The following is a 20,395-nucleotide window of genomic DNA, read 5'->3' on the forward strand; positions in this document are numbered from 1 at the left end:
CGGTGGGGAAACGGTGACGGAGCGTGTTCGATGGGCCGTGAGGCGCCGCCCTGACCTGGGAAGGCGCGCGCACCGGTCCGGACCCGCCGGGACGCCGGCCGGGGCGTCGCATGTGGCGAAGGTCGCAGGTGGAGACCGACGGCGAAGGGGCCGCCCCCGCGGTGGAGACGGCCCCTGCCCGGGAGCGCCGGCTCAGCCGAGGAGGTCGAACGCGTTCCAGCCGCCCCCGACCCGCACGCGGGTCTTGAACGTCGTCGTGCCCGACTTGCCGGTGCCCTTGTACAGCCACATCACACCGGAGGTGTCGCGGGCCAGCAGGTCGGGCCTGCCGTCGCCGGTGACGTCACCGGCGGTGGCGAAGGCGCTGTAGACGGACCAGCCGCCGCCGACCCTGACCGGGGTGCCGAGCGCCGGCGCGGCCTTCCCGGTGCCCGGGTAGAGCCACAGGACGCCCGAGCCGTCCCGCGCCAGCAGGTCGGCCCTGCCGTCGCGGTCGTAGTCGCCCTTGCCGGTGATCGTGTACTTGGCCCAGCCGCCGCCGATCCGGACCCGGCTGCCGAAGGTGCCGTCGCCCTTGCCGGGGTAGAGCCACAGGACGCCGTCCTTGTCCTTGGCGACCAGGTCGGGCAGGGCGTCGCCGGAGAGGTCGCCCGGGACGCGGATGTCGTTCATCGCGTTCCAGCCGCCGCCGACACGGATCGTCTCGTAGCGGTCGTCCCCGTTGAAGGCGAACGTGTACAGCACGCCGTCCGGGGCGCGGAACACGTAGTCCTGGAAGAAGTCGCGGTCCAGGTCGCCCTGGCGCACCAGGCTCAGCGTGCCCCAGCCGTCGAGCGCGACGCGGTTGTCCAGGTAGGGCCACTGGTCGCCGAGGGAGTAGTACTCGTAGGCCTCGCCGCCGGGGGTACGGGCGAAGAGGTCCGCCAGGCCGTCGAAGTCGAGGTCGGTGTCGTCGACGCGGGAGTTGACCTCGCCGACGTAGGTGGCGACCTTGGCGTAGACGCTGTGGGCGCCCGAGGCGACGCAGTCCTCGACGCCCCAGGAGACGACACCGGCGATCCGCCCGTTGACCACCAGCGGGCCGCCGGAGTCGCCGTTGCACGGGGAGACCGTACCGGCGTCCTGCCCGGCGGCCGGGTCCCCGGCGCAGGCCATCTGACCGGGCACGAACTCGGAGCCCCAGTACGAGGTGCAGGAGGCGTCCGAGCGCATCGGCACGGTCGCCTTCTTCAGCGTCGGTGAGATGTCCTGGCTGGTGGAGCTGGTGCGCCCCCAGCCGTAGACCGTCGCCGGGACCCCGTTGGTGTAGGAGGCGGTGTCGTCGCTCGTCGTCGGCCGCAGCGTCTTGTACGGCAGCGCCTCGCCCAGCGTGAGCACCGCCAGGTCGCCGCCCGAGATGCTGCTCGGCCGGTACGTGGGGTTGACCCACTGGCGCCATACGCCGGCGACCCGGCCGCCGTGCAGGTCGGTGCCCTCGGGCAGCTGGGCGGTGCCGGCGAGGACGGCCCCGTGCTCCGACCAGTCCAGGCCGTACACGCAGTGCGCGGCGGTCAGGACCTTCGCCGGGGCCACCAGGGTGCCGCCGCAGAAGTAGCCCTCGTCGTCGGCGGGGTCGTCGTTGCCCTTGTCGTCGTAGTAGTGCAGCTGCACCATCCACGGCGCCTCGGAGATGGTCGCGTCTCTGCCGCCGATGATCTTCGGGTCGACCCTGCCGGACGGTTCCTCGGTGCTCGGGGTGGTCTTCGGCCGCGCGCCGGGGGTGGTCGTGGTGTCGCCCTTGAGGGCCGCCCCGGAGTCCTGGATCCGTTGTGCCAGCTCGGACGGGGACGCGGTGGCGGGCCGTTCGGTGACGGCCGGCCGGGGCGGGACGGGGGTCCCGCCGGACGCCTGGGCGGGGGCGGTCGCGAGGACCGCACCCGACAGGGCGAGTGCGGCGCCGGCCGCGGGAAGAGCAAGGCGGGCTCTTCGGGGAGTAGATGTCACTCAGGTCTCCTGTCGCTGTAGACGCGGGCAGGAGAGAGCAGCCCATGGGTGCGGGCCCGTGAAGGCAGCACTGATCACCCCGTGGGCGTATCCGAAAACACGTTCCCCCCCACCGCAGTGCGCTGATCCTACAAGCCCCGCAAGCCGGAAGTCCCGCCCCGTCACACGAGTGACGAGGCGGGACTTCCGTACTGCGGACCGGTCGGCGGTGGCTCAGTCGCCGTTGCCGGGCGTCGGGGTCGTCTTCTGGATCTGCATCAGGAATTCGACGTTCGACTTGGTCTGCTTCATCTTGTCGAGGAGCAGCTCGATCGCCTGCTGCTGGTCGAGGGCGTGCAGCACCCGGCGCAGCTTCCAGGTGACGGCGAGCTCCTCGTTGCCGAGCAGGATCTCCTCCTTGCGGGTGCCGGACGCGTCGACGTCCACCGCGGGGAAGATGCGCTTGTCGGCGAGCTTCCGGTCGAGCTTGAGCTCGGCGTTGCCGGTGCCCTTGAACTCCTCGAAGATGACCTCGTCCATGCGGGACCCGGTGTCCACCAGGGCGGTGGCGAGGATGGTCAGCGAACCGCCGTCCTCGATGTTGCGGGCCGCACCGAAGAAGCGCTTCGGCGGGTACAGGGCGGTCGAGTCGACACCACCGGACAGGATGCGGCCCGACGCCGGGGCGGCGAGGTTGTACGCACGGCCCAGACGCGTGATCGAGTCGAGCAGCACGACGACGTCGTGACCCAGCTCCACCAGGCGCTTGGCACGCTCGATGGCCAGCTCCGCGACCGTGGTGTGGTCCTCGGCGGGGCGGTCGAAGGTCGAGGAGATGACCTCGCCCTTCACCGACCGCTGCATGTCGGTGACCTCTTCCGGACGCTCGTCGACCAGGACGACCATCAGGTGGCACTCGGGGTTGTTGTGCGTGATGGCGTTGGCGATCGCCTGCATGATCATGGTCTTGCCGGTCTTCGGCGGGGCCACGATCAGACCGCGCTGGCCCTTTCCGATGGGCGCGACGAGGTCGATGATGCGGGTCGTGAGGACGCCGGGGTCCGTCTCCAGGCGGAGGCGGTCCTGCGGGTACAGCGGGGTGAGCTTGTTGAACTCCGGGCGGCCGCGGCCGTGTTCGGGCGCCATGCCGTTGACCGAGTCCAGGCGCACCAGCGCGTTGAACTTCTCGCGGCGCTCGCCCTCCTTGGGCTGGCGCACGGCACCGGTGAGGTGGTCGCCCTTGCGCAGGCCGTTCTTGCGGACCTGGGCGAGGGAGACGTACACGTCGTTGGGGCCGGGCAGGTAGCCGGAGGTCCGGATGAACGCGTAGTTGTCGAGGATGTCGAGGATGCCGGCGACCGGGATGAGGACGTCGTCCTCGTTGATCTGCGGCTCCGAGGCGATCTCGTCGCGCCCGCGACGGCCCCGGCGGTCCCGGTAACGGCCCCGGCGGCCGCGGCGGCCGCCGCCGTCGTCGTCGTAGCCGTCGTCGTGCTGCTGACGGTCCTGGCGTCCGCCGCCCTGCTGCTGACGGTCCTGGCGACCGCCGCCCTGCTGCTGGTCGTCGCCCTTGCTTCGCCGGTCCCGGCCGCCGCGGTCACCGCGGTCGCCACGGTCACCCCGGTCGCCACGGTCACGGCGGTCGCGACGGCGGCCCTCGCCGCCCTCGCCGTCGGAGCGGGCGTCGCCCTGGCCCTGCTGGTGGCCCTGGCCCTGCTGCGACTGCTGCTGGGCCGACGCGTCGGACTTCGTCTCGCCGCGGGTCTCGACGGCGACCGTCTCGGTGCCGCCGGACGGGCTGCCCGCGTCGGCGGTGGCCCGGCGACGACGGCGCTCGGAGGGGGCGTCGTCGGCGGGAGCGGTCTGCTCGGCCGAGGCGTTGACCTTGGGGGACGGCTGACCGGGAATCTCGATCTGCTGCTGGTCGGCGGCCTTGTCGGCGGCAGCCTTGTCCGCCTTCTTGTCGGCCTTGCCGGTCTTCTCCGCGCTCCCCGCCTTCTCGGCGGATGCCTCGTCGCCCGTACGGGCCCGGGAGGTGCTGCGGCGCTTCGGCTTGGTCTCGCCGGCGGCGTCCGCGGCGTCGGGCGCGGCCTTGGCGGGGGCTCCCCCTGCGGCCTGCGCCTCCTTGATGACCTCGATCAGCTGGCTCTTGCGCATCCGCGCGGTGCCCCTGATACCGAGGCCGGATGCGACCTGCTGCAGCTCGGCCAGCACCATGCCCTCGAGGCCGGTACCGCGGCGCCGCCGGGAGCCGGCACCGCTGGCAGGCGCGGAGGCGTCCGTGGCGGGCGCGGCAGCGGTCTCCTCGACACGTGCGCCCATCAGATCGGTGGTGTCGCTCACGAAGGGTCCTTCCCTGGAGCGGACGTCGGCCTGTCTGGCTCGGCGACCGGTTGTGCTGTCCGGCTTCGGTCCTTGCTGTGCGAACCGTGCCGGGGCGGTGGTCCGCCTGAACGGCGGAAGAGATATCTGGTGATGGCGCTTCCCCTAGCCGTGGCACCCGGTGTCTGTGTCAGGCGGCGTGGTCGCACCGGTTCCGAAACTCCCCCAGAGGGGGTGACCCCCACCGGCGGGCCGCTCAATGCCCGTGTCGGCCGTACTGATCACGTACGACATCCACTGCACGATGCGGCTTGGGGGGCTCCCGGAAGAATGTCTGTCCCGGACGGGGACACGAGGCACCTCGCCATGGTGGGGTCGGGTGCAGACTTGAGGTTAACACTACCGGATCCAACAAACATTCCCCCTCTCGAAATCCGGCAACCGCTTGCGCGTCTAAATGTCACCGGATGTCGCCAGCGGCAGGACGCTGGCGCCCTGCCCGTCCAGACCGAGCCGATTGGCCGCCCAGTCCGTTCCGGCCAGCGCCTCGACCTTGTCGGCCGTGTCGGCGTCGGCCAGGGCCATCACCGTGGGTCCGGCACCCGAGATCACCGCGGGGATGCCGTCGCCGCGCAGCCGTTCCACCAGCGCCGCGCTCTCCGGCATGGCCGGTGCGCGGTACTCCTGGTGCAGGCGGTCCTCGGTGGCCGGCAGCAGCAGCTCGGGGCGCCTGGTGAGGGCCTCGACGAGCAGCGCGGCGCGGCCGGCGTTGGCGGCGGCGTCGACGTGCGGGACGTGGCGCGGGAGCAGGCCGCGCGCGGTCTGGGTCAGTACCGGCTTTCCGGGCACGAAAACCACCGGAACGATGGAATCGGAGGGCTCCATCCTGATCGCCCGGGCGGCGCCGGAATCCATCCAGGACAGGGTGAAACCACCCAGCAGACAGGCCGCCACGTTGTCGGGGTGGCCCTCGATCTCGGTGGCGAGGTCGAGCAGCGCGGCGTCGTCGAGGCGGGCCTCGCCGCCTATGGTCACCGCGCGCGCGGCGACGATGCCGGCGCAGATGGCGGCGGAGGAGGAGCCGAGGCCGCGACCGTGCGGAATGCGGTTGGCGCAGACGATCTCCAGGCCGCGCGGCTGTCCGCCGAGCAGGTCGAAGGCGGTGCGCAGCGAGCGGATCAGAAGGTGCTTCTCGTCGCGCGGGAGGGTCTCGCTGCCCTCACCCGCGATGTCGATGTGCAGCCCGGAGTCGGCCACCCGGACGACCACGTCGTCGTACAGCCCCAGCGCGAGTCCCAGGGCGTCGAAGCCCGGACCGAGATTGGCGCTGGTGGCGGGGACGCGCACCCTGACGGCGGCGGCGCGGAACGCTGGACCGGCCATCGCTAGATGACTCTCCTTGAGCTGCGGGACTGTCGAATGACATTCGATGACGTACGGGACCCTGGGGCTCGCCGCTTCCTGTCGAACGGCCGGCCCGTACCGACCGCGGAGACGGCGCGGCACCGCGGCATATGCGGCAGGCGGGTTGGGGACAGCCTATCGAAGGAAGGTTCCCTGGCGACATAGGGCGCACAGGAGGCGCACGATGCGTGTCGTAAGCCCCCTGTGCACCCCCCGTGTGCGGCTTTCCCGGCCGGACGTCGCTTACGCCCTCTTGCGCCGGTCGCGTTCCGGGAGTGCGCCGCCCGGACCGGTCAGACCAGCCCGAGCCGCTCGGCCGCCGTCGCCGCATCGACCGGGACGGTGACCGGCTGCGGGGCGCCCGCGACGGCCCAGTCCGGGTCCTTGAGCCCGTTGCCGGTGACGGTGCACACGATGCGCTGCCCGGGGTCGACCTTGCCCTGCTCGGCGGCCTTCAGCAGACCGGCCACCGACGCGGCGGACGCGGGCTCCACGAAGACGCCCTCCTGGGAGGCCAACAGCCGGTAGGCGCGCAGGATCTCACGGTCCGTCACCTCGTCGATGGCGCCGCCCGACTCGTCCCGCGCGGCGAGCGCGAAGTCCCACGAGGCGGGGTTGCCGATCCGGATGGCGGTGGCGATGGTCGACGGGTCCTTGACCACCTCGCCGCGCACGATCGGGGCGCTGCCGGACGCCTGGAACCCCCACATGCGGGGCGCCTTCGTGCTGACCCCGTCGGCGGCGTACTCCCCGTACCCCTTCCAGTACGCGGTGATGTTGCCCGCGTTGCCCACCGGGAGGACGTGGATGTCGGGCGCGTCGCCGAGCATGTCCACGATCTCGAAGGCGGCCGTCTTCTGCCCCTCGATACGCACCGGGTTGACCGAATTGACCAGCGCCACGGGGTAGTTGTCGCTGAGCGCACGGGCCAGCGTGAGGCAGTCGTCGAAGTTGCCGTCGACCTGGAGGATCTTCGCGCCGTGCACGAGGGCCTGGCCCATCTTGCCGAGCGCGATCTTGCCCTGCGGCACGAGCACGGCGGAGACCATGCCGGCCCGCACGCCGTAGGCGGCGGCACTCGCGGACGTGTTCCCGGTGGACGCGCAGATGACGGCCTGCGCACCCTCCTCCTTGGCCTTGCTGATGGCCATGGTCATACCGCGGTCCTTGAAGGACCCGGTCGGGTTCGCCCCCTCGACCTTGAGGTGGACCTCGCAGCCCGTGCGCTCGGAGAGCACCTGCGCGGGCACGAGCGGGGTGCCGCCCTCACGGAGCGTCACGACGGGCGTGCTGTCGGAGACGGGCAGCCGGTCCCGGTACTCCTCGATGATTCCGCGCCACTGGTGGGTCATTGCTGGTTACTCTCCTTCAACCCGCATGATGCTGGCGACACCCCGCACGGTGTCGAGCTTGCGCAGCGCCTCGACCGTACCGCCGAGGGCGGCGTCGGACGCGCGGTGGGTGACGACGACGAGGGATGCCTCGCCGTCCTTGCCGGACTGCCGCACGGTGTCGATGGAGACACCGTGCTCCGCGAACACGGTCGCGACCTGGGCGAGCACGCCCGGTTTGTCGGCCACGTCGAGGCTGATGTGGTAGCGCGTGACGACGTCGCCCATCGGGGAGACCGGCAGCGCGGCGTACGCGGACTCACCGGGGCCGGTGGCGCCGCCGATCCGGTTGCGGCAGACGGCGACGAGGTCGCCGAGCACGGCGGAGGCGGTCGGGGAGCCGCCGGCACCGGGCCCGTAGAACATCAGCTGCCCGGCGGCCTCGGACTCGACGAAGACCGCGTTGTACGCCTCGCGCACGTTGGCCAGCGGATGGCTGAGCGGGATCATCGCGGGGTGCACGCGCGCGGTGACCGATCCCCCCTCCGCCGCCCGCTCGCAGATGGCGAGCAGCTTGATGGTGCAGCCCATCTCCTTGGCGGAGGCGAAGTCGGCGGCGGTGACCTCGGTCATGCCCTCGCGGTAGACGTCGTCGAGGCGCACGCGCGTGTGGAAGGCGATCCCGGCGAGGATGGCGGCCTTGGCGGCGGCGTCGAAGCCCTCGACGTCGGCGGTCGGGTCGGCCTCGGCGTACCCGAGGGCGGTGGCCTCGTCGAGGGCCTCCTGGTAGCCCGCCCCCGTCGTGTCCATCGCGTCGAGGATGAAGTTGGTCGTCCCGTTGACGATGCCGAGCACCCGGTTGACCTTGTCGCCGGCGAGGGACTCGCGCAGCGGCCGGATCAGCGGGATGGCGCCGGCGACGGCGGCCTCGTAGTACAGGTCCTTGCCGTGCTCGTCGGCGGCGGCGTGCAGGGCGGCGCCGTCCTGGGCGATGAGCGCCTTGTTGGCGGAGACCACGGAGGCACCGTGCTCGAAGGCGGCGGTGATGAGTGTCCGCGCGGGCTCGATCCCCCCGATGACCTCCACCACGACGTCGATGTCCCCCCGCTTGACGAGGGCGGTGGCGTCGGTGGTCACGAGCGCGGGGTCGATCCCCTCGCGCACCTTGTCGGGACGCCGTACGGCGACACCCGCGAGCTCCACCGGGGCCCCGATCCGGGCGGCGAGGTCGGCGGCGTGCGTCGTCATGATGCGCGCCACCTCTGAGCCGACCACTCCACAGCCCAGCAGCGCCACCTTCAGCGGACGCGTACGCATCATCCGACCTCGTTTCCTCATACCGTCTACGGTTGGACCAGTCTCACGCACCGGACGGGATTTTCTGCCTTTCGTCCGGATCGTGAGACGTTTATTTCATTTTCGGAGGGGGTGCGCACCGAAGGATCTTCTCCGTCGGCAGCCGTCCCACCGCGGCCGGGGTCATCCGACGTCGAGCCGCAGCAGGTCCTCCTCGGTCTCCCGCCGTACGACGACCCGCGCCGCGCCGTCCCGCACGGCGACGACCGGCGGACGCAGCACGTGGTTGTAGTTGCTGGCCATGGAGCGGCAGTAGGCTCCCGTCGCCGGTACGGCGATGAGGTCACCGGGTGCCAGGTCGCCCGGCAGGAAGGCGTCCTTGACCACGATGTCCCCGCTCTCGCAGTGCTTGCCGACGACGCGCACGAGCATCGGTTCGGCGTCGGAGGTGCGGGAGGCGAGGGCCACGCTGTACTCGGCGTCGTACAGGGCGGTACGGATGTTGTCCGACATCCCGCCGTCGACGGAGACGTAGGTCCGCAGCCCGTCGAGGGGCTTGACGGTGCCGACCTCGTACAGGGTGAAGGCGGTCGGCCCCACGATGGCCCGCCCGGGCTCGACGGAGATGCGCGGCGTACGCAGCCGGGCGCCCTCGCACTCCCGCGTCACGATCTCGGTCAGCGCCTTGGCGATCTCGTGCGGCTCGCGGGGGTCGTCGTCACTGGTGTACGCGATCCCGAGCCCGCCGCCGAGGTCGATCTCGGGCAGCTCGACCCCGTGCTCGTCCCGGATGTCCCTGAGCAGCCCGACCACCCGGTGCGCGGCGACCTCGAACCCCGACATGTCGAAGATCTGCGACCCGATGTGCGAGTGGATGCCGATGACCTCGAGCCCGTCGAGCTGCAGGGCCCGCCGCACCGCCTCCGCCGCCTGCCCGCCGGCCAGCGGAATCCCGAACTTCTGGTCCTCGTGGGCGGTGGCGATGAACTCGTGCGTGTGCGCCTCGACGCCGACGGTGATCCGGATCTGCACCCGCTGCCGCCTGCCCAGCGACTGGGCGATGTGGGCGACCCGCACGATCTCCTGGAACGAGTCGAGCACGATCCGCCCGACCCCGGCGCGGACGGCGCGCTCGATCTCCTCCGGCGACTTGTTGTTGCCGTGGAAGGCGATCCGCTCGGCGGGCATCCCGGCGGAGAGCGCGGTGGCGAGCTCGCCCCCGGAACAGACGTCGAGGTTGAGCCCTTCCTCGTGCAGCCACCGCACGACGGCCCGCGACAGGAAGGCCTTCCCGGCGTAGAAGACGTCGGCGTCGTTGCCGAAGGCGGTACGCCAGGCCCGTGCCCGGTCCCGGAAGTCGGCCTCGTCGAGGATGTAGGCGGGGGTGCCGTACTCCTCGGCGAGCTGCGTGACGGCGATCCCGCCGACGGTGACCACCCCGTCCGCGTCCCGTCCGACGGTGTGGGCCCAGACCTTGGGGTCGAGGGCGTTGAGATCGTCCGCCGGAGCGGAGTAGTGCCCTTCGGGCAGGACGTCGGCGTGACGGGGTCCGGCGGGGTGTGCGGAACGGCTCATGGCGTCTTCCGTGCTCTCTCAGAGGTGTTCGGGTGCGTCGATGCCGAGGAGGGCCAGGCCGCCGGCCAGCACCGCCCCGACGGCTTCGGCGAGGGCCAGCCGGGCACGGTGCGCGGCCGAGGGTTTCTCCCCACCGCGCGGCAGCACGGTGAGCAGGAAGGGCAGCGCGGCGTCGGCGACGGCGACGAGATGCCGGGCGAGCCGGTCGGGGGCGCGCTGCTCCGCGGCGGCGGCGAGGACGCGGGGGTGGTCGGCGAGGGCGGCGAGGAGTGCCTGCTCGGTGCCGTTTTCGTCGACGGGGCCGGGTTCGGCGGTGAACCCGAGGCCGGCGGCGTTGCGAGCGGCGGCACGGGCGCGGGCGTGGGCGTAGCGCACGCGGAAGAGGGGGTTGCTCTCACGCTGGACGAGGTGCTCGTCGCCGGTGCGGGGCCGGTCGTGGGCCGCGGGCTGGAGCAGGGCCCAGCGTCCGGCGTCGTGCCCGAGGGCCAGGAGCTCGGCGGAGACGGGCGCCGGAACGGGCCGGACGTTGACGGGCAGCTCGGCGGGGGCCGCCCCGACGGCGTCGACCTCTGCCCCCAGGACGGAGGCCCACGCGGGCTCGAACCCCTCGGCGGTCACCCGGACCAGGGCCCCCTGTGAGCGGAGGAGCCGCGCGGAGGCTTCGGCGACGACGACGGCACGCAGGTCGTGCGGGCAGTGCAGCTGCACGATGCGCCCGCCGGCCCCGTCGGCGTACCCGTACCGGGTCCCACGGCGCAGGATCTCGTCGACGAGCCCGGCGCCCGAGGCGGCCCGGTCGAGACTGATGTTGAGAAACCCCGGCCCGGTGAGGACGACGTCGGTGATTCCGTCGGACCCGACGAGGTGGGACCGCAGCACCTGGGCGACCCGGAGCGGCGTCCGGCCGGCCGGCCCGGCCAGCTGGAGGGCGATGCCGGTGGCGTAGTCCCCGCACCCTCCGGGCCCCGGCGGTGCGACCACGGCACGCGTCGGCACGGCCACGCTCAGCTCCCCCGCGTCGACGGCGCGACGCACCGCGTGCAGCACGGTGCGGGAGAGTTCGACGGGGGTCACGGGACAAGCGTATGGGAGGAGGGGGGTGGGCAGGCGAACCGTTTCCCGGCAGTCCCGGGATATGGACGGACGCCGGGGCAACCCGGGTGCGCCCGCCGCTCCGGCTCACGCCTGGGCGGGCGTCCCACTCTCCCCGGCACGCCCACGGACCCGCGACAGGGAGGCGGGCGAACCCGCCCCGGACGCATCACCGGCGGGCCCGCCCACCTCCCCCTCGGCCAACTGCCGTACGAGACCGATGAGCTCGGCGGGCTCGAACGGCTTGGACAGGAAGGCGTCGACCCCCGCGGCGAACCCGGCGTCGACCTCGTACTGCGTGCAGGCACTGACGATCGCGATCGGAAGATCCCTGGTACGGGGATCGGCACGCAGCCGGGCAGCCGTCCTGAGCCCGTCCAGCCGAGGCATGACCACGTCCAGCGTGACGACGTCGGGCCGCACCTGATGGACGACTTCCAGACACTCGGCACCATCGCCCGCGGTCACGACCTCGAAGCCCTCCAGCTCGAGGTTGACCCTGATCAGCTGCCGGATGACCTTGTTGTCGTCCACAACAAGAATCCGGCCGGACGCCCTAGGCACAACTCGAGAGTAGGTCGACACCGGCCACCGCGTCCGGGTTTTCCCCACTTCAACCCCGCGCGGGGGACAACCCCCGCACGGCACACCCCGCGACCCGCGAAAACCCGTTCATGACCACCCCGGGCGAGCTGGTAGTGTTCTACCCGTCGCCGCGAGCAACACCGACCGCGACCGACACGCCCCCGTAGCTCAGGGGATAGAGCAACGGCCTCCGGAGCCGTGTGCGCAGGTTCGAATCCTGCCGGGGGCACCCTTCATGAGGTGCTCAAAGACCCCGTCACCAGCGGAAACGCTGAGAGCGGGGTCTTCGCGTATGTGCAGCCGTGTGCTGCCCGGAGCAGGCGCATGTCGGCGTCTGTGGACTATTCGTGGACAGGATCTTGGACTGTCTCCCCTGGTCAGCCTCAGAGTTCCGGAGGACCCGTCAGCCAGCGTCCGGCCACTCCTCATGGGGCGAAGGCGGCTCCGGATCGTTCTGCCGCTCCACTCGCCGCGCGTTCTCCCCTCGCAGGGACGTCAACCACGGCCACAGATCCGGCAGAGGTTGTGCAGGGCAGGCAAGGCAGTGCTCGACGCGGCACCGCTGGAACTGATCCGGCGGGCACACCCCGTAGACCGTCACCCGCCCATCGGACAGTTCGATCCACCGGTGCTCCGCCGGCACCGTATGGGCCAGGGGATTCATGTCCGGCTCCAGCAGCACCCACTCTTGCTCAAGCGTCGGTACTCGGTCCTGCAACAGACCGCAGTCAGGACAAGGGGACTGCCCACCACTCAGCCGCCGCGGTTCCCTCTCTAAAAGCCCCATACCGTGAGGGTCGCCAGTCCGTCAGCCTCTGCGTAGAGCGCGAACCGGACGGAACCCCTGGGGCAAAAGTCCACCAGCGGAGCCAAAAGCGACGCGGCAGGTGCAACGGACAACCAACGACCGACGCCACGCGGCTGAGATACGGCGAAGCCCCCAGTCCATGCGGGCTGGGGGCTACGACTCACGTATGTGTCACTCGTACTCGCGCAACAGCTCTTCGATCTTGCGATTGACGACCTCTTGCCGCCCGTCGATGCATTTTGCGTACCGACTCAGCAAGACCTCCACACTGTTACCTGCGCGTTCGGCGACCTCCGTCGGGTCGACACCGGCGTTGAGCCAGGTGGACAACGCCGAGTGCCGCAGATCGTACGGACGGGCAGCGAGTGGAGAGGCCACCGCGGCCGGCGGGAGAGCGAACACACGAGCCTCCTGCCACACGCGGAAGTACGTCGATGAGCCGACCACTCCCCCACGCTCATTGGTGAACAGCCGCCCGTCCTCGGCGGTACCGAAGGTGTCGAGGTGCCGCTTAAGGATGGCAACGAGCTGGGGCGGGATCGGCACGAGCCGCACTTCCTCAGCCGGCCGATTCTTCAGACCCCGGTCGTCGTGGGTCTCTCCCGAGTCCGTCCACTGCTTGCCAGCACTGGGACGCGTCCGGTTCAGCAACGCCGTGCCCCAGCCCGTCTCCGGCAGCTTCAGGTCTGCCGCCGTGAGGCCCACAGCTTCAGCGGGGCGGAAGGCCCCGTAATACATGCAGGCGAACAGGCCGACCAGTCGACGGCCGCGAGCCCGACCATAACCGCCAACGTACGACACAGCCGTCAGCAAAGAGCGCGCCTGCTCTGGATTGGCCACCACCCGTGGATCGACTTCTCCGGCTACCTTCGGCTTCTTCCAGCGAATGCCAGTGATCGGATTCTCTTTGAACTCCCCAAGGTCGACCGCGTAGTGCAGGGCATTGACGAGCGTCCGGCGCTTGCGCCGAACAGTCTCCGCGGCTGCCGCAGTGCCATCCAGTTTCAGCTTCAACGCGTCCAGCACGGCCCTGGCGATCGAAGCGTCACCGAGATCGGCGAGGGGGCGTGAAGCCTTCGACACCCAGTGCAGCGCGTGTGCGATCTCTTGTGGCAGTTCGCGGTCATCTGGACCGGGAAGGACGAAAGCCCAGTTCCGGAGCGCCCTCCTGATCAGCTCTTCGGGTGGCCGACCTGGTCGATCGTCGAGCAGGGCCGTGGTCACCGCAGTCAGCGACTCGTTGATGCCATTACGCGTGTTGGGAGCGGCATGCGGCCACTTCATGGCGAGGTATTTCAGAGCGAAGGCGTACCAGCTCATAGAGGTCGCCTTTTCGACCATCGAGTCCGGCAACCCCGTGACCGTGTCGAACTCCTCGCCGCCATGAGCGGCCCGCAGGAGCTTGGAACGGTAGTGATCCGCCAGCCCTTTGGTGCGAAACTGGTTGGAAAATACATTGCCGGCCACGATCCACCGGACGTCATAGGACGACTTCTTCGTGTTCCTCTTCCGCACCCCCCAGACCTTGACGTCGAGAGACTTCACGCGGCGGACTCCAACTGTCGCAACCAGGTCCGGAAGTCGCTTCGCCACACCCGCAGTTCCCCGTTCGGGAGCTTGAAGGAAGCCGGTCCCTGTCCCAGTTCGCGCCACCGGTAGAACGTCCTCCGTGATACTCCGCCGAGCTCATCGAGGATCTGCGGAACGGTCATCAGCTCGTCTTTCACGTCAGGCTCCTTCCAGGGCCAAGAGCTCTTCGCGGGCGGTTTGGCGGTTGAGCTGGAGATCTCGGGCGATGGTTGCGGCGAGGGCGGATTCGCCGGGGGTGTGGCCGTGGCCGGCGTACTGCCAGTCGGCGAGCACGAGGACGGTGTCCGGCTCGCGGTCCTCCAGACCGGAGGCGGCGACCTCTTGGGCCGCGCGGTAGTCGGCGCGGGCCTGGCGGAGAGCTCCGAGGGTGGTGGAGTAGCGGCGGCTCTTGCTGGAGAAGTGGCCGCGGAAGCCGAGCATGTGAGCCCAGGCCCACAAGCGCCGGTCGGGGTAGAGCGGATCGAGGGTCTTGCACGCGGCGATGAGGCGACGAGCGTGGTCGGGGACGTCGTGTCGCTCGAGTTCGGACAGCTCCCCCACCCGGCGGTCGAGGGTGCCGGTGTTCTCGGCCGCTTTCGTGGCGTACTTGGCGACGTAGGAGGCAACGGCCTGTTCGGTGACGTCGGAACCATCTCCGAACGCCTTGACCGGGCGTACGTCGAGCTGTGTGCCCCACCGGAAGGTGCGGGCCGGCTGGTCCTCGGCGGCCGGGACCGAGACCGAGGTGTACGAGTGCGCGGCGGCGGCTCGGATCGCGTCGCCGAGGAGATCGACCGTGGCCCAGGATGGCGGCGGGGCGTCCGGGCCGTCGGGTCCGTCGATGCGGATCACGGCATGGAAGTGCACGGCACCGCGCTTCTGGAACTCGGCGACCTTGCCGTACGACAGCCGGGCGCACTCCTTCAGCTCGCGTTGGGTGATGCCGGCGCGAGCGGCGATCTCGCGGCGCAGGCGGTTGGTGAAGCGCTGCCAGAGCTGCCCGGCGTGGTTGTTGAACAGCACGGCGCCCGCGTAGTCGTACGTGGTCGGGTCGAGGGCGGTGCCCAGCTCGGTGGCGTCCTCGGTGTGCCGGGTGCCGCAGCGGCAGAGCCGAGTGCCGGGTCGGTTATGGACCGGGCCGAACGAGGGTGCGGTGAGGGTGGCGAAGACCCGGGGGTGGTCCCGGACGGTGGCGGGGATGTCGCGGCGGTCGTCACCGGCGAGTCCGGCGCGGATGAGGTGGTAGGTGTCTCCGGCGTAGGTCCAGGCGCAGGAGGGGCAGCGGGAGGCCCGGCGGTTGCCGCAGGCGAGGCGCAGCCGGCCGCCGGGTTCGTCGGCAGTGGTGTAGTGGTGCAGGGTCTCGCCGGTGGTCTTGTCCTTGTGGATCGCCCAGCCGGTCAGGTGGATCGGGTCGGAGCAGCCGCCGGTGCGCTTGATCTGGTCTTGCCAGCGGTCGAAGCCGGGTGACCCGGCCACCCTCAGCAGGTCGCCGAGAGTGATCGGGTCCAGGCCCGCCAGGGTGGCGGAGTCGTTCACGCGAAGACCTCCTGGCGGGCGGTCAGGAAGGCGTGGCCGATCCATTCGGTGTAGGCGGGTGGAATTGCTTCGGTCAGTTCCTCGCGGACGTCGGTCCAGGTGATGCCCATGGCCGTTTGCATCTCGGGCACGGTGGCCTTGCCGCCGCCGTTGCCGTACGCGGCGACGTAGGGGCCCTCACGCTTGACGCCGTGGCGGTGGCCGCGCACGTAGCCCCGGTGGCGGGGGTGGGCCGGCTGTGCGGTGGCCCACCGGCCCAGCTCGAAGTTGCGGTGGCGCAGCACGCCGAGCCCGAACATCTCTCCGCACAGGGAGAGGTCTTTGCGGATCTTGGCGCGGCCGTTGGGCTGCTCGATCACGTACGGCAGGCCCGACGCGTCGAGGAGAGCCCGGGTCGGCGCCACGAGGTCGACGTGGGAGCCTCCCCAGCCCTGGGAGACGTTCGTGCCCACCGTGAGGGCGCAGCCGGCCTGGCAGGGCGGGGAGGCGTGCACGAGGGTGTACCGCTCGATCTCACCTGTGGCGATCAGGTCGGCGAGTAAGTCCAAGGCGTTGCCCAGGTGGAAGGTGAAGGGGTAGCGGGGGCGGTCGAGGATGTCGCAGCCGTCGACCTCGAATCCGGCGCGGTGGTAGCCCATGGCGGCACCGCCGGCGCAGGAGAACAGGTCGAGGACGCGACGGGCGTTGGTGCTCATCGGGCACCGCCCTTGCGGCTCTTGCGCGGCGGGTCGGAGTGGAACCGGTGGGTGCCGAGGTCGTGTCCGTCGTGCTCGTGCCGGGCGGCGTGCGGGTTGCGGTCGTTCCAGTCCTCCGCGCACACCTTGTGGACGGGCTCACCGGCGTGGGAGCGCAGCGGGGTGAGCTTGCCGCACTGGGTGCACGGGCAGTCGCCGGCGTGGTCGTAGTGCTGTCCGGAGTTCCAGTTCAGGAGTCCCACGACCGTCACCGCCCCGTCTGGGTCAGCGCGGCGGCCGGGGTGGTGTGGCCGGTGCCCTTGCAGGTCGAGCAGGTGACGCGGAGGGTGGCGCGGGTGCCGTCGCTGTGGCGGGTGCCGGTGGTGATGGCGACCGTCGGGAAGCCGTCGCAGTCGCGGCAGATGCGCGCGGTCGGGGCGTGCTGGGGCATCATGAGGGTGCCTTTCGGGTCCGTTGGGTCTGGAAGGTGGGAAGGCGCCCGGGGCGGCGGTTCTTTGGCGAGAGAGCCGCCCCGGGGGCCGTTAACGGCGCCGGGTGTCGGAGGCGCGCAGGGAGCGCAGGACGACGGCGCAGACGGCGACCGAGGCGCCGGTGATGGCGACCGCCAGGAGCACGGAGACCAGGACGGCGCCGACGACCAGGACGACGGCCGTTCCGCCGCCGACGAGGGCGAGCGCCGTACCCGGGGTGAGCTGGACCGTGGGCCGGGTCGAGGTCGGGACCGGAGCCGGAGCGGCCGGGGCCGGCGGCGTGCTCGGGGTGCCCGGCGTGATCGTGGTCGGTTCGATGACGGCGGGCGGGGTGACGATGCCGGTGGGCTGGGGCATGGTCGGGAGCTTGGGCCGGAACATGAACGTTCCTCCTTCCGTGACTACTTGAGCGCGGTGTCGATGACCGGGGCGAGGACGCTGTCGGCGAGGAGGAACCCGCCGAGCAGGAGCACGCCGATGAGCCACCAGGGCGGGCGGATGAGCTTGACGCCGAGGACTCCGACGATCAGCAGGGCGAACCAGAGCGGGACGTCCATCAGGGCCTCCTAGCGGACCTTGCAGCGGTGGGTGCGGGCGGCGAGCTGGGCGGCGGACTGGCTGGTGTAGTCGGCGGACCAGCCGCAGCCGTCGTTGCTGCACACGGCGGCGTGCTTGGTCTGGCCGTGGCGGTCGCGGTGGGTGCCGATCTGCACCGGTCCGATCCGCATCACGGAGTGGAAGAAGTCGCGGGCAGGCATGACGGTGATCTCCTCTCAGGCGAGTTGGGCGGCGATGGCATCGGCCAGGTGCGGCGGGACGCCGAGACGTGCGCGAAGGGTGTCGGTGTCGATCCGTGCACCGGTGCGGTGTTCGTGGTCGGCGGCGACCTTGCGGGCGTGGTCGACCAGCGCGGCCGGGACCGGAACGGCCGGCGGCGGTGCCGGGGCCGGGTCGGCGGGCGGGAGAGCCAAGGCGTCGTCGGCGGAGTCGACCGAAGCCGGGACCGGATCGGCAGCGGAACCCCGGGCGGACTCCACGTCGGCCGCGGGCTCCTGGTCCGGGGCGGTGGGTGCCGGCGGGGTCGAGGAGCGTTCCGCGGGTGAGTGGACAAGGAGGGTGCCGCCCATGAAGGCCAGCGCGGGCCAGGCGGCGACGAGGATACGCAGCCAGGCCGGGACGTTGCTCAGGTCAAGCAGGCCGGCGGTGGCGACGTTGGCGCCGAGCGAGGCGACGAGGGCAACCAGGAACCAGCACCAGGCCAGCCGGGAGGGTCCGTCGGAGCGCAGTCGACGCCAGGCGGCGACCAGGAGCAGGTCGACGGAGACCGGGTAGGCCCAGGCTTTCCAGCCGTCCTGTCCGGCAGCGGCGGCCAGGTCGTGGAGGTGGGCGAAGGACAGGGCGCCAGCGATGACGGCTTGCACCAGGACGGCATCCACGCGAAGGGCGGTGCGGGGCATGGTGTCCTCCCTTCCTGGTCAGTCGGGGGTCTGGCCGGTGCCCCAGCAGGTGAGGCAGAGGGCGGTCTGGTGGTCGTCGGTGGCGCGGCCCTTGCGGGCACCGACGCGGACGGTTTCGCGGAGCTCGCCCTTGCCGTCGCAGTCGGGACAGGCCGCCGGTTCCGGCTTGGCGGGCGTGGTCTTGCGGCGGGTGGTGGGCTTCTTCGCGGTAGCCATGACGGGGCCTCCAGGGCGGGGTCAGGCGGCGGCCGGGGCCGACTCGACGGCCGGAGCCGGAACCGGGGCAAGGGTGCCGAGGGCGGGCCGGAACGGCGCGAGGGCGGGCAGGTCCGGGGTCAGGTCGGCGTGCCGGTTGCAGACGTTCACGGCCTGGCGCAGCGAGGTGTGCGGGGCTCGGATGCGGGCCCAGCCGCCGGAGGAATCGCCGGTGACGGCGACACCGGGGGTGTCGGTGGGGATCTGGATCGCGGCCAGCACGGCATCCGGGGCGATGTCGCCGAAGGCCATGTTCGCCGACGATTCGTCGTTGACGCGGTGCGCGGTCCGGCCGGTGAGCTGCGCGCGGAGCATCGTGATGCCCTTGCCGAGTTCGGAGCCGAAGCGCTGCCCGCAGATCTCCAGGTAGACGCCGGCGGCACGGCCGAGCTGAGCCAACCGGGCGAGCGCGGTGATGATCCGGTCCCGGCGCTTCTCGTCGTCCTTCGTGGCGAAGAGGGCGAGTTCGGCGACCTCGTCGACCAGGACCACGATCGGCACCGGACGCAGGTCTTCGGGCAGGTCCCAGATGTCGGCGGCGATCTCGGCATCCGGCACGTCAGCGGTGATCCGCTGGTGGGCCCGGATGAGTTGATACACGTCCTGCATGTGGGAGACGAGGGCGGCGAGGAGTTCGGCGGCGGTGTCGGGGTTGTCGGCGAGCGCGGAGAACCGGCGGGCCAGCGGGAACAGCTCCACGCCCTGCTTGCAGTCGATGCCGACCAGGGCGACCCGTTGCGGCGCGAGCGCGGCCACGAGGGTGCGCTGATAGACCGACTTGCCCGACTCTGTGGCACCGAGGGTGAGCCCGTGCGGGACCGTGCGGTAGTCACGGTAGTGCACGGCTCCGTCCTCGCGCAGGGCCACCGGGACCCGCATCGGCCGGGTGTCGACACGGGCCGGCATCTGCACCCGCTTCAGTACGTCGTAGCCGGTCATCCGCAGCTCCACCACACCCGAGCGCAGCTCACGGGAGGTGACGCCGTAGAGGGCGAAGGAGTGCCGCAGTCGGTCGCACGAGGCGGCCACGTCGAAGGCGTCCTGACCGGGCCTGAGCTTGAGCCGCAGGACCAGGCCGGTACGGGTCACCCGCAGCCGCAGGATGCGCGGGGCACGGGGGCCGGGGATCGGCCGGTTGGTCATCCGGGCCAGGGTCAGGCGCCAGCGCGGGGCCGGGACCGTGAGGCCGCAGGCGTCCATGACCGAGCCGTAGCGGACCAGGACCCGCAGGGCGGCGAGGGTGACACCGAAGGTCATCCAGTACCAGGCGGGGAGCCGCCACCGCAGGAGACCCGCAGCGGCGACGACCAGCACCAGGGCGACGGTCAGCCAGCTCATGGCTCAGGCCGCCTTCGAGGACGAGGCGCCGGCGGCGAGGGAGGTCACGGCGACCGCGCGGAAGGCGATGCCGTGGCGCTTCTGGCCGTTGAACTCGTTCTCCCACGGCCGGGCGATCAGACCGGTCAGCGCGACCGGGGTGCCCATCATCAGGTCACCGGAGATGCCGGTCTCGGGGACCGTCACGGACAGGATCTCGACGTCACCGTTGGCCGCGAACATGACGTCCACGGTCGACAGCGCGGCGCCGGTCTCGGCGTCCATCGCACGCTCGCCGGTACGGCGGTCCTTCACCTTCGGCTGGGGGGACTGGGCCACCATCACGGTGGCAGTGGAGGTGTCGACGGGAATCTGACGCATGATGGAACTCCCTTTTCCGGGGACGGGAGCGGCGGACTTGCTTGGCGGTGGGTCGCCGCTCCTGTGCGTTGGCGGGAGCCCGCAGCTCAGCCGCAGGCTTTGCGCTTCCAACTGGTGCGCACCAGTAGGTTGCATCTGGTGCGCACCAGATGTCAAGCACCGTCGCGAGCTGGGGAATTCCAACTCCCGTTGCTGCGACAGTTCTAGGGAAGCGCTCGCACCAACGCCCCGGTAGCCAACAGCTCTTAGAGATCATCTCATTTGGTTCGTTAGACTCGTGGTGTGTCGAAGATCGTTGAGCGGCTGGTGCCAGACGAGTTGTGGGACCTGTTCCAGCGGG

At 71.1% G+C, this 20,395-nt stretch carries 22 protein-coding genes and 1 tRNA gene; 1 reads left to right on the forward strand and 22 read right to left on the reverse strand.

All coding sequences use genetic code 11. The features are described from left to right. Positions 1-192: 192 nt before the first annotated feature. The 8 genes from ACIQFU_RS33705 to ACIQFU_RS33740 all read right to left on the reverse strand — a co-directional run bounded on the left by ACIQFU_RS33705 (position 193) and on the right by ACIQFU_RS33740 (position 11,546). Positions 193-1,983 (reverse strand): trypsin-like serine protease, encoded by a 1,791-nt coding sequence (locus ACIQFU_RS33705; RefSeq protein ID WP_402556723.1) that lies wholly within the window; start codon positions 1,981-1,983, stop codon positions 193-195. Between the two features lie 213 nt (positions 1,984-2,196). Then, the gene (gene rho, locus ACIQFU_RS33710; protein ID WP_402556725.1) at positions 2,197-4,305 is read right to left on the reverse strand and encodes a transcription termination factor Rho; all 2,109 of its coding nucleotides are present in this window, start codon (positions 4,303-4,305) and stop codon (positions 2,197-2,199) included. Positions 4,306-4,737: 432 nt separating this feature from the next. Next, the gene (gene thrB, locus ACIQFU_RS33715; protein ID WP_402556727.1) at positions 4,738-5,667 is read right to left on the reverse strand and encodes a homoserine kinase; all 930 of its coding nucleotides are present in this window, start codon (positions 5,665-5,667) and stop codon (positions 4,738-4,740) included. Positions 5,668-5,981: 314 nt separating this feature from the next. Then, positions 5,982-7,040, reverse strand: coding sequence for a threonine synthase (gene thrC / locus ACIQFU_RS33720; protein WP_402556728.1), 1,059 nt, complete (start codon positions 7,038-7,040; stop codon positions 5,982-5,984). A gap of 6 nt (positions 7,041-7,046) precedes the next feature. After that, positions 7,047-8,339, reverse strand: coding sequence for a homoserine dehydrogenase (locus ACIQFU_RS33725; protein ID WP_402556729.1), 1,293 nt, complete (start codon positions 8,337-8,339; stop codon positions 7,047-7,049). A gap of 159 nt (positions 8,340-8,498) precedes the next feature. Then, a complete protein-coding gene (lysA, locus tag ACIQFU_RS33730; protein ID WP_402556730.1) occupies positions 8,499-9,890 on the reverse strand; it encodes a diaminopimelate decarboxylase in 1,392 nt (463 codons plus the stop codon). 18 nt (positions 9,891-9,908) lie between these two features. Beyond that, a complete protein-coding gene (gene nrtL / locus ACIQFU_RS33735) occupies positions 9,909-10,964 on the reverse strand; it encodes an ArgS-related anticodon-binding protein NrtL (protein WP_402556731.1) in 1,056 nt (351 codons plus the stop codon). A 105-nt stretch (positions 10,965-11,069) separates the two neighbouring features. Then, positions 11,070-11,546: a response regulator gene (locus ACIQFU_RS33740; protein WP_402556733.1), complete on the reverse strand. Its 477-nt coding sequence runs from the start codon at positions 11,544-11,546 to the stop codon at positions 11,070-11,072. A gap of 178 nt (positions 11,547-11,724) precedes the next feature. Here ACIQFU_RS33740 and ACIQFU_RS33745 point away from each other — a divergent pair. After that, positions 11,725-11,796 (forward strand) — tRNA-Arg (locus ACIQFU_RS33745). Between the two features lie 174 nt (positions 11,797-11,970). Here the strand turns inward: ACIQFU_RS33745 and ACIQFU_RS33750 are convergent. The 14 genes from ACIQFU_RS33750 to ACIQFU_RS33815 all read right to left on the reverse strand — a co-directional run bounded on the left by ACIQFU_RS33750 (position 11,971) and on the right by ACIQFU_RS33815 (position 20,055). Further along, a complete protein-coding gene (locus ACIQFU_RS33750) occupies positions 11,971-12,354 on the reverse strand; it encodes a DUF6083 domain-containing protein (protein WP_402556734.1) in 384 nt (127 codons plus the stop codon). Between the two features lie 192 nt (positions 12,355-12,546). Beyond that, positions 12,547-13,920 (reverse strand): tyrosine-type recombinase/integrase, encoded by a 1,374-nt coding sequence (locus ACIQFU_RS33755; RefSeq protein ID WP_402556736.1) that lies wholly within the window; start codon positions 13,918-13,920, stop codon positions 12,547-12,549. Further along, positions 13,917-14,087 carry a helix-turn-helix transcriptional regulator gene (locus ACIQFU_RS33760; protein WP_402556760.1) on the reverse strand — a complete coding sequence of 57 codons (171 nt, stop codon included), beginning with the start codon at positions 14,085-14,087 and terminating at the stop codon, positions 13,917-13,919. The genes ACIQFU_RS33755 and ACIQFU_RS33760 overlap by 4 nt, the downstream gene beginning before the upstream one ends. Positions 14,088-14,103: 16 nt before the next feature. Continuing rightward, positions 14,104-15,480 (reverse strand): replication initiator protein RepSA, encoded by a 1,377-nt coding sequence (gene repSA / locus ACIQFU_RS33765; RefSeq protein ID WP_402556737.1) that lies wholly within the window; start codon positions 15,478-15,480, stop codon positions 14,104-14,106. After that, positions 15,477-16,175, reverse strand: coding sequence for a DNA methylase (locus ACIQFU_RS33770; protein ID WP_402556738.1), 699 nt, complete (start codon positions 16,173-16,175; stop codon positions 15,477-15,479). The genes repSA and ACIQFU_RS33770 overlap by 4 nt, the downstream gene beginning before the upstream one ends. After that, the gene (locus ACIQFU_RS33775) at positions 16,172-16,417 is read right to left on the reverse strand and encodes a hypothetical protein (RefSeq protein ID WP_402556740.1); all 246 of its coding nucleotides are present in this window, start codon (positions 16,415-16,417) and stop codon (positions 16,172-16,174) included. Before ACIQFU_RS33775 ends, ACIQFU_RS33770 begins: the two co-directional genes overlap by 4 nt. Positions 16,418-16,422: 5 nt before the next feature. Beyond that, positions 16,423-16,605 carry a hypothetical protein gene (locus ACIQFU_RS33780; protein WP_402556761.1) on the reverse strand — a complete coding sequence of 61 codons (183 nt, stop codon included), beginning with the start codon at positions 16,603-16,605 and terminating at the stop codon, positions 16,423-16,425. A 91-nt stretch (positions 16,606-16,696) separates the two neighbouring features. Further along, a complete protein-coding gene (locus tag ACIQFU_RS33785; protein WP_402556742.1) occupies positions 16,697-17,026 on the reverse strand; it encodes a SpdD-like protein in 330 nt (109 codons plus the stop codon). A gap of 20 nt (positions 17,027-17,046) precedes the next feature. Beyond that, positions 17,047-17,202, reverse strand: coding sequence for a hypothetical protein (locus ACIQFU_RS33790; RefSeq protein WP_202546018.1), 156 nt, complete (start codon positions 17,200-17,202; stop codon positions 17,047-17,049). A 9-nt stretch (positions 17,203-17,211) separates the two neighbouring features. Then, a complete protein-coding gene (locus ACIQFU_RS33795; RefSeq protein ID WP_189414978.1) occupies positions 17,212-17,403 on the reverse strand; it encodes a mobile element transfer protein in 192 nt (63 codons plus the stop codon). Between the two features lie 15 nt (positions 17,404-17,418). After that, entirely contained in the window at positions 17,419-18,102 is a 684-nt protein-coding gene (locus ACIQFU_RS33800; protein ID WP_402556745.1) for a DUF2637 domain-containing protein, read from the reverse strand. A gap of 18 nt (positions 18,103-18,120) precedes the next feature. Beyond that, entirely contained in the window at positions 18,121-18,318 is a 198-nt protein-coding gene (locus ACIQFU_RS33805; RefSeq protein WP_392036766.1) for a hypothetical protein, read from the reverse strand. Between the two features lie 21 nt (positions 18,319-18,339). Beyond that, positions 18,340-19,695, reverse strand: a complete 1,356-nt coding sequence (locus ACIQFU_RS33810) for an FtsK/SpoIIIE domain-containing protein (protein WP_402556747.1) — start codon at positions 19,693-19,695, stop codon at positions 18,340-18,342. 3 nt (positions 19,696-19,698) lie between these two features. Then, positions 19,699-20,055: a hypothetical protein gene (locus ACIQFU_RS33815; RefSeq protein WP_136208184.1), complete on the reverse strand. Its 357-nt coding sequence runs from the start codon at positions 20,053-20,055 to the stop codon at positions 19,699-19,701. Between the last annotated feature and the right edge of the window lie 340 nt (positions 20,056-20,395).

Source organism: Streptomyces sp. NPDC093065 (genome assembly GCF_044754585.1).
Lineage (GTDB): Bacteria > Actinomycetota > Actinomycetes > Streptomycetales > Streptomycetaceae > Streptomyces.

Coding starts and splice junctions, on each gene's coding strand:
- ACIQFU_RS33800 (WP_402556745.1), bottom strand. CDS start 18,102: ATGCCCCGCACCGCCCTTCGCGTGGATGCCGTCCTGGTGCAAGCCGTC.
- ACIQFU_RS33795 (WP_189414978.1), bottom strand. CDS start 17,403: ATGCCTGCCCGCGACTTCTTCCACTCCGTGATGCGGATCGGACCGGTG.
- thrB (WP_402556727.1), bottom strand. CDS start 5,667: ATGGCCGGTCCAGCGTTCCGCGCCGCCGCCGTCAGGGTGCGCGTCCCC.
- ACIQFU_RS33780 (WP_402556761.1), bottom strand. CDS start 16,605: ATGCCCCAGCACGCCCCGACCGCGCGCATCTGCCGCGACTGCGACGGC.
- ACIQFU_RS33725 (WP_402556729.1), bottom strand. CDS start 8,339: ATGATGCGTACGCGTCCGCTGAAGGTGGCGCTGCTGGGCTGTGGAGTG.
- ACIQFU_RS33785 (WP_402556742.1), bottom strand. CDS start 17,026: ATGTTCCGGCCCAAGCTCCCGACCATGCCCCAGCCCACCGGCATCGTC.
- ACIQFU_RS33790 (WP_202546018.1), bottom strand. CDS start 17,202: ATGGACGTCCCGCTCTGGTTCGCCCTGCTGATCGTCGGAGTCCTCGGC.
- ACIQFU_RS33805 (WP_392036766.1), bottom strand. CDS start 18,318: ATGGCTACCGCGAAGAAGCCCACCACCCGCCGCAAGACCACGCCCGCC.
- ACIQFU_RS33815 (WP_136208184.1), bottom strand. CDS start 20,055: ATGCGTCAGATTCCCGTCGACACCTCCACTGCCACCGTGATGGTGGCC.
- lysA (WP_402556730.1), bottom strand. CDS start 9,890: ATGAGCCGTTCCGCACACCCCGCCGGACCCCGTCACGCCGACGTCCTG.
- thrC (WP_402556728.1), bottom strand. CDS start 7,040: ATGACCCACCAGTGGCGCGGAATCATCGAGGAGTACCGGGACCGGCTG.
- ACIQFU_RS33810 (WP_402556747.1), bottom strand. CDS start 19,695: ATGAGCTGGCTGACCGTCGCCCTGGTGCTGGTCGTCGCCGCTGCGGGT.
- ACIQFU_RS33750 (WP_402556734.1), bottom strand. CDS start 12,354: ATGGGGCTTTTAGAGAGGGAACCGCGGCGGCTGAGTGGTGGGCAGTCC.
- ACIQFU_RS33760 (WP_402556760.1), bottom strand. CDS start 14,087: ATGACCGTTCCGCAGATCCTCGATGAGCTCGGCGGAGTATCACGGAGG.
- ACIQFU_RS33770 (WP_402556738.1), bottom strand. CDS start 16,175: ATGAGCACCAACGCCCGTCGCGTCCTCGACCTGTTCTCCTGCGCCGGC.